This window comes from Flavobacterium sp. KMS, from assembly GCF_000813005.1.
Lineage (GTDB): Bacteria > Bacteroidota > Bacteroidia > Flavobacteriales > Flavobacteriaceae > Flavobacterium.
Map to the genome: position 1 here is coordinate 1 of NZ_JSYP01000046.1, position 11041 is coordinate 11041.

Here is an 11041-nt window from a genome sequence, read left to right on the forward strand (position 1 = left end):
GACGTTCTTAGTTATTCTGATTATTACCCTTTTGGAATGCTTGTACCTAATAGACATGGTAGTTCATAGCCTTACAGATATGGTTTTCAGGGGCAGGAGAAGGACGATGAGCTAAAAGGTGAAGGAAATTCGATTAACTACAAATTTAGAATGCACGACCCTAGGATTGGTAGATTCTTTGCAATTGACCCTTTAAGTGCAAAGTTTGCATGGAATAGTCCTTATGCATTTAGTGAGAATAGGGTTATTGATGGAGTTGAGTTAGAAGGAAAAGAAGTCTTGTTAGTTGGTAAAACCGTTAGTGGAGGCGCAGGAATTACAGGTAATTCTGGCGCAGGAATTGTAATTGCTCCAGATGGAATTTATGCTTACGGTAGCTATGGTTTGGGGCTTACTACAAATGTTTCCATAGCGACAGGGTTAAATCTTACCGTTTTCCCAACAATGCCTTCTGCTAAGGATGCTTCTGGTTGGGGACATACTGGAGGAGGGTCTTTCAATGCAACACTGATTGGAATACCTGGTGGTGTTTCTGTCGGACTTGCCTCTTCGGGTAAATATATGGGAGGGTATTTTTCATTTGGTTTAGGTGCAGGTCTTCTTCCTGTTTCTTTAGATTATTCATATAGTAATACTGAACTAAAACCTATATCTAATTTAGCAAAATACACTACATTATTGGAGGGTGCAAAAGAATCATTGTCAGGTCAGATTAAAAGAGCAAAGCAGACATTAACTACGATACAAAAAGATAAAAAAGAAGCCCTTACTAATATAAAAGATGCGAAAGAAAAAATTTCAAAATTCAAAACTTCAGATTATTATAAAGGTCAAAATGGAGAATTACATAAAAAATGGGCTTTAGAACAATATAACCAAGGAAATGAAGACTTGAATAAAGCTAATGCAAATCTCAAATCGACGCAAGGAGATATTAAAACTATGGAAACTGCTACGCAAATGATTAATGAAAAATTAAAGAAATAATGAATATTCGTAATCTATATATAACTTTTTTAATAGCAACATTGTTTACGGGAGTATTAATTGTTCTAAAAGTAAGATATTTCAATTATCTATCTTTAATTTATGGATTTATTTTGTATCCCATTTATATTGCTAAACTTTTAAATTTAGCTTCTAAAGTATCTTCTTATATTAAGAAAGTACATCCTGATTTCTATGAGAAACATAAAACGCTTACAAATTCTTTTGAAGGGAAAATAGTTTCACTCGATAAAAGTGAGATTTTAAAATTAAATGATAAAATAGTTCTTGATTACTATATTGAAATTAGGAAATTAATAGCGTTATTGTTTCTAACTTTCCTATTTATATTTCTTTTATCCGTCTTAATGATATTAGTATAAAGGGAGTGGACTTCACTATATCAAAGACTTTAAACAGTTCAAACAGTCCAGAATGGCTATTTGGATAAAAGAATTGGGACTAAGACAAGCACAGTATTTGGGTGGTTATCGTTACGTTACCAGTGTTCAACGATATGATTTTATAAGTATCGATGATTTAAAATTGAAGTTGGAATACAATCACCCGATGGAAAAATTTGGCTGTAACTGATATTTTAGAAAAAAACCTTATTCTTATTAAAAAATGACCGTTTGGAGATAATCCAGACGGTTTTTTTGTATATGTTTGCCTCACGTTCTTAAAAATAAAACCTGATTCAAAATAGTGTATAAGCGGTTTCCCTTTTGGTATGCAAGTACCAACCAGACATGGCTCTAGTGATTCATATCGTTACGGATTTCAAGGGCAAGAAAAGGATGATGAGATTAAAGGCGAAGGAAATTCGTTGAATTATACCTTTAGAATGCATGACCCGAGGATTGGTAGGTTTTTATCTTTAGACCCATTAAGTCCACAATATCCTCATAACTCACCTTATGCGTTTGCTGAAAACAGAGTGATTGACGGAATGGAATTAGAAGGATTAGAATTTTTAGGACATAATGAATCTCGAATAAAAATGACCTATGGTGCTGCTATGATTAATGTTGATAATCTTAATGAAGCATCATATAACATGGTTCATACGAATGTTTATGATAGTTGGGATAGATTTTTATATAGATTCCCTAAACAAGATTTAATCTATTTGGGACGTTACATATATGAAGGAACTTCCGTGAAAGACGATATTAGAATAGGATTTGTAGAACAAGACTTATCACTAGGAATTCTTGATGAAAGTGATGTTTATGGAGGAAAGAAAGAATCAATAAATCATGCTAATAAGTATAACTTTAAAAGAAATGTTGATACTCAATTGAATTATTCGAATTCAGTAAGAGCAAATAAAGCTACAATAGCTGTTGCACTAGTATCAACAAGTTTAAAATGGTACAAAAATCATTTAATAACTCAAGATGCTAATTTATTAGCAGAGCATCAGGATATACTAACAAAAAAGGTTTTGCCTGCTATCGAAAAGGCTCTAAAATCTACTCAAAAATCATATATTCCTGCAAGTATGAGAGACACAAAAAATCTTTCATTAATTGCTAATGTAATGCTATATGGAGGCGATGGTTCTCCAGAGTATACGAACGAAATTATAAAAGCAGGAATGGAAATTTATCGTGATTTAACAAAAGAAGGACAACAGGAAAAAAGAAAGATGGATGCGACAACAAAAAAGATTAAATTAAAAGAAACAACAGAAACTAAAAAAGATAATACCAATGTTAAATAGTAAAAACCATATAGTTCAATCTTTGAAATGTTTAATTGTTGGTATTCTAATATTAACATCATCTTGTCAATCTAAAAAAGATATAATTTCTGAAAAAATTATTGGTAATTGGGCTATTGATGAGTTTGAAATAAAAAATAAAGATTGCAAAGATGATTTGTTAATAAATTATTTTAGTTTTCGAGAAGGATTCTTCTCAATCCCAGAAATCTATAAATATCCTGCAGAAGATGAGGAAGACAATACGAGGTGGAATGTTCAAATTGATAGTATTGGAAACATTAAGCTTATTATGATTTGTGAAAATCCCATCTTTAAAAATTCATATCAAGTCCGATTTTTTAAAAATTATGATAGGAAAAGCTTAGGAATTGAATTAAAATCCAACACAACTCGCATAGTGGCGTATAAAGCTTTACAAAGTTTTGATTACAATGGAGTAGGCTGGGAAGAGTAATATTAAAATGAATCAGAGAAATCTGAAAAAAGAAAAAATAAATGGAGAATAAAAGACATGAAACTCGTGTTGATATAAAAAAAAATGATAAAGCAATTTTAAAGTTTGGTTTTGGATTTACAGCTTTTGTGTCACTTTCGGCAACTGTAGGTTTTGTATTTATAGGGATTTCACAGATTAAAGAAGATACGCTTTTTTCCTTATTGTTTTTCTCATTGGCTTTTTTTTTATATATAGTAGCAAAAAGGTATATAGCAAGTGCTTTCTACAGTGAATATGTCATAGTAAATAATAAAACATTAAAAGTTGTTTATAAAAGTTTGGGAAAATTCAAAGAAACAGAGTTCGGATTAGAAAAAATAATACATATAAAATACATAGGCGAAGAAAACTTCACAAAGCACCCATTAGATAATGAAACAATGGATTATATTGGATTTGGGACAGCTGAAAAAGAAATGCAATATATAATAAGTGCGGGAACTATAGAAATTAAAACCGATGAAACTCAACTAAGATTTGGGAAAAATATCCCTTCTTGGGAAGCAGAAAGAGTTATTTCCGCTATTAAAGCGATAGTTAAATTATAAAAAAAATACAAGTATGGCTTCCAAGGACAGGAAAAGGACGATGAGATTAAAGGGGAAGGAAATTCGTTGAATTATACCTTTAGGATGCATGACCCGAGAATTGGTAGGTTCTTATCTTTAGACCCACTTACTAGACTTTACCCTCATAACTCTCCGTATGCTTTTTCTGAAAATAGAGTCATTGATGGAATGGAGTTGGAAGGGCTTGAGTATTTAAGTTTTCATGAAGCAAGGGTTGAATTCACATCAGGAAGACTTCAAATAAAACTGGAAAATTTTAATGACAATTTTCAAAAAACTTACAAACAAAGTAATCCTACATTAGCATATAACAGTACCTCCTCAGAAAGTGTCTTTGGTTTAACAGGAGGCTACAATAACGCAGACAATCTTACTGCTAATAGTGATGGAACCTGGACAGATAGTAATTACCAAGTTAATAAAGATGTACGTCGTAATAAAGGAAATGGACAGATTGATGGAAGGCAGAAATTTGGAAGTAAAAGCTTTGTTTCGAACTCGTCATTTGGTAAAACCTACGAACCTACGCCAATTCCAGCAAAAGCAAAAGCAATGGGTATTTTCGTTATTTATGATTTGTATAAGGGAGTTCAGGATTTTATAGATACAAAAGCGATGGTAGACGACAAAGTTGCTCTTGATAAACAGATGCGTTCATGGGAAATTAAGGATAGTTGGAGTGGAGAAGTATTGAATTCTAATAATTCTGTTGTGGGTCAAGTTTTAAAAAATTTGCAGTATGCTGTTAAAACTGGGATTATCAAAAAAGAAAATATAAATGTTAAAGATATGACCGATATTGCAAACATTGTAATGTTTGGTGGTAATGGAAATGAATCTAAGAATATAGGGGAAACAGCTGAGAAAATTATTAATGAAGTTTCTTCTTCTGTTGCTAAATTTAGATTGTTAAATTCAAAAGCTCAGACTGAACAAATTGAGAAGGTTAATAGCTGGTCAGCTCCAAGTGAAAATTCAAGTTCATCGCAATCTCCTAAAAAGTAATATGAAAGATATGAAAAAGGTATTACTATTTATTTTGTTCTTTATAACTGTTTCTTGCAGTACGAATCGGAAAAAATATTTTGATATGGTAAAGGGAAGATGGTTCATTGAGCAATTTTATTACAAAAATGAGGATTTAACATTAAAGAGGTATGATGAGATTGGCTTTGAAAATTTTAATCATTCATGGATAATTACAAGCGAAACTAGGGAAGGCAGGTTTGTCTCATCTGATTATGAAATTTTTAAGCATTCAGACTCATTAAAACTGAATATTAAAAATTGTGAGGAAAAGAGATTTGACGGTACTTACAATATGTATATTGATACAATTCAAGACACTGGAGAGTCTTATATTATACAACTAATTTTGGATAAGGAGGATACCTATATTCAGGCTGTTCGCTCTAAATTAAAGTATTATTCATACGGGGAATATCAAGAAAGTTTAAAAAATAAAGTTAAGGAATAGATATGTAAAACCTAATACTGGCTTTGATTCTGGTATTAGGTTTTATAAAAGAAAAAGCCATCGATTTGATGGCTTAATCATTTTTCTCTTATAGATTTTCATATGAGAAAGATAGCATCTATCTTTATTTGGATTCAAAAAACGCTCATTTAATTTCAACAAAAGGGTTTCGTTAAAGAAGATTTTGAGTATAGACATGCTATATGTTTTAGTAAGAGAAGTATAGGATTTAATTAATATTTAAAAAAAAATAAGAATGCCAACCATAGGAATTATTATAAGTGTATTACTATTATTAGGATGGCTTATATTATTTATAAGATTAATGATATTAAGTATAAATGAACAAAAAGAAACAAAGAAAAAAAATGTTGATTCATTTTTATATGACCCTAAAACTGGAACAAAATTTTTAATTGAACAGGCTGATGAAAAAGTAGATACTTATGATGCATATAAAATAAAATCAAACGAAGAATTAGAAAATTTTGATGATGATGAAAGGATTATCGAAGAAATCTCTAACTATTTAAAAAAATCAAATTATAAGATTACGAAAATAGATAAAGCTCAAATATCATGTCTTAAAAAGACGATAATTTTGTCCAAGTACTCAAATTGGGATTATAAAATATCATTTAAATTTGTCCAAAACAATTTGTTATTTTTTCCAAAAGTTGATTTAAATACAAATTCGAGATATTCATTTTCTAGCTATCAGATTATGTTTTGGTTAGAAGTACCCAATATTAATGGATATTATTTTTTAAAACCTCTTGAATTCCACGAAAAAATATTGAATTTATTTAGTAAAAAAAGTACAATAAATGTCGATGGCTTTGCAATTTTTGAATTGAAACAAAGTCATAATATTCATTTATTAAAGTCTATTTTAGAAATATTTAAAAATGAAAAAAATATTGAAATAGAAATTAAAAATGACAACCTTTTTGTGAAAACGAATAATAAACCTAGTTTGACAGATTTTGAAATGTTACTAAACAAAGTAAAAAAGATTTGTTAGGAGTTCCTATTTAAAGAATAAATTTGTTATTTGCACTGTAAACACCTCCTGATTTCCCCCTGCTGGCGCGAGCATTAGGTAACGCAGGTGCTAGTGCGATGCGTCCCGCTCGTGCCCCAACAATAAGCCATAGAGTATATCTATAAAAATAAGAAAGTATTCTTATGGTGATGGCGATGTATGAGATAATTGTCCTACGATTGCCAATCCTGGACAGGAAGATGCTAATAAAAATGGTATAGGCGATGGGTGTGAAGGTCTTGCACAAGGTAAAGGAGAAAATACCACGCCAGGTACACCAGCAACCGCATATCGTTTTGTAGGAGACAAACAATATGAGTTGTCAAACCATTTAGGAAATGTTTTATCTGTTATTTCAGATAGAAAATTGATAGGTGGAAATAATTTCATGCCAGACGTTCTTAGTTATTCTGATTATTACCCTTTTGGAATGCTTGTTCCTACAAGACATGGTAATACCAACGAGTACAGATATGGTTTTAATGGAAAAGAAAAAGATAATGAAATCAAAGGAGAGGGATTACAATATGATTATGGCTTTAGAGTTTATGACCCAAGAATTGGGAAATTCTTATCACAAGACCCATTATTTAAGTCTTTCCCATGGTATACACCTTATCAATTTGCTGGAAATAAACCAATCGTAGCGATTGATTTGGATGGTTTAGAAGAAAGAATAGTTATTATGCATACAACAGTTGCAGGAAAAATTAGAAGAGAAGTTTTAGATTCTAAAACTTTGTTAAAGTCAACTGATTACGTTGGGGTTAAACACTCAGCATTATATGAGCCAATAACTATTAAAGAATTTATGCAATACAAAAAACAATTTTGGGATGCGTTTTCAAATTCACCAGAATTATTTTCGTCAGGATATAAATCATACACAATAGGAGGAATGAATGGTGAAAAGTATAAAAATAGTGGATTTATTGGTTTAAATAAAGGTACGTTTACCATTGGTTCTAGTGAGTTTGGTAGTACCATTTCCTACGACCCAACTCCTATTGACAGGTCAATTCCTAGTTTTTTACAAGTGCTTAAGGAAGCACACAAAAGCGCAAGAATGGCTGCGGGTATGAATACAGCAAAAAATTATGTTGCAGGAGTTAGTTTGGTAGTGGCAGGACCTACACTACTTGCTGGTGAGGCAGGTATACTTGGTTATGCAGGAGCCGCTTCAGATGTAGACCAACTTACGGGTATTTCTAGTAAGTTAACGGAAGGAAATGAAAATGCTCAAAAAGCAGTTTTGTATGCAAAGTTTTTCATTGATGCCGCTAATATGTTTAGCAACGTAGGAAACATATATAATTTCAAAACTATAAAAGAATTGCAATCAACAACAGTTTTGCCAGATACAATGATTAATGCTGCTACATCAGCAGGAGATGCACAAAGTGCAAGTGAATTTAACGAAGAAAAACATGAATAATAATAATAATAATAATAATAATAATAATAATAATAATTGTTTGTTAGTTCGAAAAGTATCATGGTTAAAAATATTATTTCCACTTTTAGCGGGGATATCTATTTATTGTATCTGTTGTATTTTTTCTTGGGATGATTTTAATATTACAGTTTTCTTGTGGGTTCAGTCTATGGCTATTCTATTAATTTTTTTTACTAGATACAATGCAGTGCGACTCTATATGTATGAAGACTACATGATAGTTGAATTTTATCTTATAAAAAAAGAAATAAAAGTGAATTACAATCAGGTAAAAGAAGCGCTAATGGTTTCTAATCGATATGAAGGAATCAATATTAGGTTCAAAATAATAATTGATGATAAAAAATATACTTTCCGAATTAATAAATTCGATACTGAATTTACTGATTTTCTACAATCAAAAGTTAATTATAGGATTTCTAAAAATATTTGATAAGTTAAAGTATGTTGGTAATGGGTAATGTATCAGATGTGTTGGTGGTTAATTATTGCATCTGACATCTACAGAAAATCAGATATTTATATTAATATCGCATAAAAATTAAAACAGCCTTTGGGCTGTTTTTTAATTTTATAATGCCTTAAATCGAAAAAAATGGAGTCAAACCAGACTAGGTGTTACAGATGTGTTGGTGACATTCGAAATATGATAAAGTATGGAAAGACAAAGTCTGGTAATCAAAGATATATTTGCAGAGCATGCGGGAAAACTAGAGTTAAAAATTATGCATATCTGGCTTATAAAGGAGATATAAACCAGAATATTATTCAATTAACTAAAGAAGGTTTAGGGATAAGAAGCACAGCAAGAATATTAAAAATATCAGCTACAACATTATTAAAAAGAATTGTGTCTATTGCCAAAAACATTGTTAAGCCAAATATCACCAAAGGTAAAACTTATGAAGTTGATGAGCTGTGTACTTACATTAGACACAAGAGGAATTATATCTGGCTAGTTTATGCGCTTGAGAGAAATTCCAAAACTGTTGTAAGTTTTAATGTTGGCAAACGAACCAATAAAACGCTGAACCGTGTTCTGGAAACTTTAAAATTATCTGACGCTAAAAAGATATTTACGGACAGACTTAAAAACTATAGGTATCTGATTGATAAGAAAGTGCATTCTGTTAAGCGATTTGGTACAAATCATATAGAAAGAAAGAATTTGACACTGAGAACTCATCTGAAAAGACTCAACCGCAGGACAATTTGCTTCAGTAAAAGTTTGGTTATTTTTACTGCTGTTTTGAAGATTTATTTTTGGATTTGAGCAATAAAACAGTAAGTTTATCCTTTAAAATCATGTTCTTTAAAATTTTATATTTAACAGGTAAATACTTGTAAAAAAAATGTCGCAGACCCTTATAATTACGGATTCCAAGGTCAGGAAAAGGATGATGAGATTAAGGGTGAAGGGAATTCTTTGAATTATACTTATCGTATGCATGACCCACGTATTGGAAGATTCTTTGCAATTGACCCATTGTTTAGAAAATATCCTCACAATTCTACATATGCATTTAGTGAAAACAGGGTTATGGATGGTATAGAATTAGAAGGTGCTGAACATTTAAACATGCATGTTTACAGAGTTTTTAAAGGAGCTGGAGGTAAATATGAAATGTTTAAAGAGCGAGAATATACGACAAGAAATTATCCTAATGCTGATTGGCCAGCTACTAAATCTCAAAGTCAGTTTAATATTTATGGTACGGATGGTATGGTGAGAGCAATCTTTACTGGAGATTTGGCTAAGTTGAACATGAATAAGGCTGGGTATAATCCCAAAGAAGTGGGTAAAAAGAGTAATTGGTCTAATTATGGGAAAGCTATTAAAACGTTTAATCCAATTTATCCTGTACCAGATAAATCAATTGAGGGGTCTGGCAAATATGCTACAACTGTCAGTAATTATAAAACTGCAGTTATCGCGCCTCTGGCACTAGAAAGTGTAGGGATACAAGCAGTAACAAATTTCCAAAAAATTGAAAAAGTTGGAACGATTGTTTCTCTTGCTTTTGATGTGGATGAGATTGCTGGTGGAGGAGAAAATCATAGTTAGCTAATTGATAGCCAATTGGAGACGAAAGGACAGCAACAAGTATTTCACGCTGTTAAAGCTTTCGTTCGAGGTTTTGCACGATTCTTTTCTATTAATAGTTTAGGTAGTGCAAGTGGTGGTACAGAGGCTGTAAAAGGTTCTCTTAATGTTTTTAAAGGAACTACTGATGCTACTGGTGAGTTACAAAGTGTTAATAATGCTGAAAATAGAAAATAAAAATTAAAAAGATGAGATATACAACTTCCTATACCAACAGTTTAAATTTATTTTGGATATTATTTTTTGGATTTTCTCTTCCTCTAATACTTCTACCTGAATTGAATCATAGATATATATTGACACACACATCAATTTACTTGTCAGTATATTTTGTAATTCTCTTATATATAGCATATCTTTTTTCAGTACATTTTATATATCAAATTGAAATCATAGATAAACAAATTATTAAATCATATTTTCTAAGAAAAGAAAAGGAAATTGTAAATCTGCAACAGATTAAGTCAGTTTGTATTGCTCTCCCTTCTTCTAGAGACCCTGGGGCTGTCGGTATTACCTATTTAAATTCTGTAGATAAAGAGAAGAAAATTTGGTTTATGTGTTTGAATAGAGGTGATTTAAAACCGCTTTATGATTTTTTTATTGAGAATGAAGTGACTGTTGAAGTGGTTCCAAAAGAAAAATCGAGTGAATTAACCCGCTCTACGAAGAGTTCTAATGAATAAATTTGTTGTGAGTGCTGTGCGAATGTCTCCTGACTTTGCACCCGTAACAATAAGCAAAATCGATGGAGGCGGTATAGGAGATGTCTGTGATAATTGCCCAACAATTGCTAACCCATTACAGGAAGATGCTAATGGCAATGGTATTGGCGATGTATGCGAAGGATTAGCACAAGGCCAAGGAGAAAATGCTATACCTGCCACACCGATAACAGCATACCGTTTTGTAGGAGACAAGCAATATGAGTTTTCGAATCATTTAGGAAACGTACTTTCGGTTGTAAGTGACAGAAAATTGTTTACCGGAAGTATCTTTATGCCTGACGTTCTTAGTTATTCTGATTATTACCCTTTTGGAATGCTTGTACCTAATAGACATGGTAGTTCATAGCCTTACAGATATGGTTTTCAGGGGCAGGAGAAGGACGATGAGCTAAAAGGTGAAGGAAATTCGATTAACTACAAATTTAGAATGCACGACCCTAGGATTGG

16 protein-coding genes are annotated in these 11041 nt (G+C 31.5%); 15 read left to right on the plus strand and 1 reads right to left on the minus strand.

Going from position 1 to position 11041, the window contains the following annotated elements; genetic code table 11:
• Positions 1 to 150 precede the first annotated feature (150 nt).
• The 8 genes from OA93_RS24385 to OA93_RS23835 all read left to right on the plus strand — a co-directional run bounded on the left by OA93_RS24385 (position 151) and on the right by OA93_RS23835 (position 6285).
• Entirely contained in the window at positions 151 to 987 is an 837-nt protein-coding gene (locus OA93_RS24385) for a hypothetical protein (RefSeq protein WP_052259602.1), read from the plus strand.
• Between the two features lie 435 nt (positions 988 to 1422).
• The gene (locus OA93_RS25245) at positions 1423 to 1581 is read left to right on the plus strand and encodes a hypothetical protein (protein ID WP_165572141.1); all 159 of its coding nucleotides are present in this window, start codon (positions 1423 to 1425) and stop codon (positions 1579 to 1581) included.
• A gap of 139 nt (positions 1582 to 1720) precedes the next feature.
• The gene (locus tag OA93_RS24390; RefSeq protein WP_052259603.1) at positions 1721 to 2716 is read left to right on the plus strand and encodes an RHS repeat-associated core domain-containing protein; all 996 of its coding nucleotides are present in this window, start codon (positions 1721 to 1723) and stop codon (positions 2714 to 2716) included.
• Positions 2706 to 3173, plus strand: a complete 468-nt coding sequence (locus OA93_RS23815) for a hypothetical protein (RefSeq protein WP_039116774.1) — start codon at positions 2706 to 2708, stop codon at positions 3171 to 3173. The genes OA93_RS24390 and OA93_RS23815 overlap by 11 nt, the downstream gene beginning before the upstream one ends.
• Positions 3174 to 3214: 41 nt before the next feature.
• On the plus strand, positions 3215 to 3763 hold the full coding sequence (locus OA93_RS23820; protein ID WP_039116775.1) for a hypothetical protein: 549 nt from the start codon (positions 3215 to 3217) through the stop codon (positions 3761 to 3763).
• Positions 3764 to 3847: 84 nt separating this feature from the next.
• Entirely contained in the window at positions 3848 to 4789 is a 942-nt protein-coding gene (locus OA93_RS23825; protein WP_039116776.1) for a hypothetical protein, read from the plus strand.
• Between the two features lie 10 nt (positions 4790 to 4799).
• The gene (locus tag OA93_RS23830; protein ID WP_123912140.1) at positions 4800 to 5261 is read left to right on the plus strand and encodes a hypothetical protein; all 462 of its coding nucleotides are present in this window, start codon (positions 4800 to 4802) and stop codon (positions 5259 to 5261) included.
• Positions 5262 to 5517: 256 nt separating this feature from the next.
• The gene (locus tag OA93_RS23835; RefSeq protein ID WP_039116778.1) at positions 5518 to 6285 is read left to right on the plus strand and encodes a hypothetical protein; all 768 of its coding nucleotides are present in this window, start codon (positions 5518 to 5520) and stop codon (positions 6283 to 6285) included.
• A gap of 162 nt (positions 6286 to 6447) precedes the next feature.
• On the opposite strand, the gene OA93_RS23840 is transcribed toward OA93_RS23835, so the two are convergent.
• Entirely contained in the window at positions 6448 to 6696 is a 249-nt protein-coding gene (locus OA93_RS23840) for a hypothetical protein (protein ID WP_039116779.1), read from the minus strand.
• Between OA93_RS23840 and OA93_RS23845 the strand changes: the two genes are divergently transcribed.
• The 7 genes from OA93_RS23845 to OA93_RS23875 all read left to right on the plus strand — a co-directional run bounded on the left by OA93_RS23845 (position 6695) and on the right by OA93_RS23875 (position 10940).
• A complete protein-coding gene (locus OA93_RS23845) occupies positions 6695 to 7741 on the plus strand; it encodes an RHS repeat-associated core domain-containing protein (protein ID WP_039116780.1) in 1047 nt (348 codons plus the stop codon). The genes OA93_RS23840 and OA93_RS23845 overlap by 2 nt on opposite strands.
• Complete coding sequence (locus OA93_RS23850) at positions 7734 to 8195, plus strand: hypothetical protein (RefSeq protein WP_039116781.1); 462 nt, start codon at positions 7734 to 7736, stop codon at positions 8193 to 8195. The genes OA93_RS23845 and OA93_RS23850 overlap by 8 nt, the downstream gene beginning before the upstream one ends.
• A gap of 162 nt (positions 8196 to 8357) precedes the next feature.
• On the plus strand, positions 8358 to 9035 hold the full coding sequence (locus OA93_RS23855) for an IS1 family transposase (protein WP_039116782.1): 678 nt from the start codon (positions 8358 to 8360) through the stop codon (positions 9033 to 9035).
• A 171-nt stretch (positions 9036 to 9206) separates the two neighbouring features.
• Positions 9207 to 9827 (plus strand): hypothetical protein, encoded by a 621-nt coding sequence (locus OA93_RS23860; protein ID WP_039116783.1) that lies wholly within the window; start codon positions 9207 to 9209, stop codon positions 9825 to 9827.
• Positions 9828 to 9842: 15 nt separating this feature from the next.
• Entirely contained in the window at positions 9843 to 10043 is a 201-nt protein-coding gene (locus OA93_RS23865) for a hypothetical protein (protein ID WP_039116784.1), read from the plus strand.
• A gap of 11 nt (positions 10044 to 10054) precedes the next feature.
• The gene (locus OA93_RS23870) at positions 10055 to 10552 is read left to right on the plus strand and encodes a hypothetical protein (RefSeq protein ID WP_039116785.1); all 498 of its coding nucleotides are present in this window, start codon (positions 10055 to 10057) and stop codon (positions 10550 to 10552) included.
• The gene (locus tag OA93_RS23875; protein WP_039116786.1) at positions 10545 to 10940 is read left to right on the plus strand and encodes a thrombospondin type 3 repeat-containing protein; all 396 of its coding nucleotides are present in this window, start codon (positions 10545 to 10547) and stop codon (positions 10938 to 10940) included. The genes OA93_RS23870 and OA93_RS23875 overlap by 8 nt, the downstream gene beginning before the upstream one ends.
• The last annotated feature ends 101 nt before the right edge of the window (positions 10941 to 11041 follow it).

What these genes read in the sequence shown, in the direction of transcription:
- OA93_RS23830 (WP_123912140.1), top strand. Translation starts at nt 4,800, where the DNA reads ATGAAAAAGGTATTACTATTTATTTTGTTCTTTATAACTGTTTCTTGC.
- OA93_RS23825 (WP_039116776.1), top strand. Translation starts at nt 3,848, where the DNA reads ATGCATGACCCGAGAATTGGTAGGTTCTTATCTTTAGACCCACTTACT.
- OA93_RS23845 (WP_039116780.1), top strand. Translation starts at nt 6,695, where the DNA reads ATGCCAGACGTTCTTAGTTATTCTGATTATTACCCTTTTGGAATGCTT.
- OA93_RS23850 (WP_039116781.1), top strand. Translation starts at nt 7,734, where the DNA reads ATGAATAATAATAATAATAATAATAATAATAATAATAATAATAATTGT.
- OA93_RS23835 (WP_039116778.1), top strand. Translation starts at nt 5,518, where the DNA reads ATGCCAACCATAGGAATTATTATAAGTGTATTACTATTATTAGGATGG.
- OA93_RS23815 (WP_039116774.1), top strand. Translation starts at nt 2,706, where the DNA reads ATGTTAAATAGTAAAAACCATATAGTTCAATCTTTGAAATGTTTAATT.
- OA93_RS23860 (WP_039116783.1), top strand. Translation starts at nt 9,207, where the DNA reads ATGCATGACCCACGTATTGGAAGATTCTTTGCAATTGACCCATTGTTT.
- OA93_RS23870 (WP_039116785.1), top strand. Translation starts at nt 10,055, where the DNA reads ATGAGATATACAACTTCCTATACCAACAGTTTAAATTTATTTTGGATA.
- OA93_RS23875 (WP_039116786.1), top strand. Translation starts at nt 10,545, where the DNA reads ATGAATAAATTTGTTGTGAGTGCTGTGCGAATGTCTCCTGACTTTGCA.
- OA93_RS24390 (WP_052259603.1), top strand. Translation starts at nt 1,721, where the DNA reads ATGCAAGTACCAACCAGACATGGCTCTAGTGATTCATATCGTTACGGA.
- OA93_RS24385 (WP_052259602.1), top strand. Translation starts at nt 151, where the DNA reads ATGCACGACCCTAGGATTGGTAGATTCTTTGCAATTGACCCTTTAAGT.
- OA93_RS23840 (WP_039116779.1), bottom strand. Translation starts at nt 6,696, where the DNA reads ATGAAATTATTTCCACCTATCAATTTTCTATCTGAAATAACAGATAAA.
- OA93_RS23855 (WP_039116782.1), top strand. Translation starts at nt 8,358, where the DNA reads ATGGAGTCAAACCAGACTAGGTGTTACAGATGTGTTGGTGACATTCGA.
- OA93_RS23820 (WP_039116775.1), top strand. Translation starts at nt 3,215, where the DNA reads ATGGAGAATAAAAGACATGAAACTCGTGTTGATATAAAAAAAAATGAT.
- OA93_RS25245 (WP_165572141.1), top strand. Translation starts at nt 1,423, where the DNA reads ATGGCTATTTGGATAAAAGAATTGGGACTAAGACAAGCACAGTATTTG.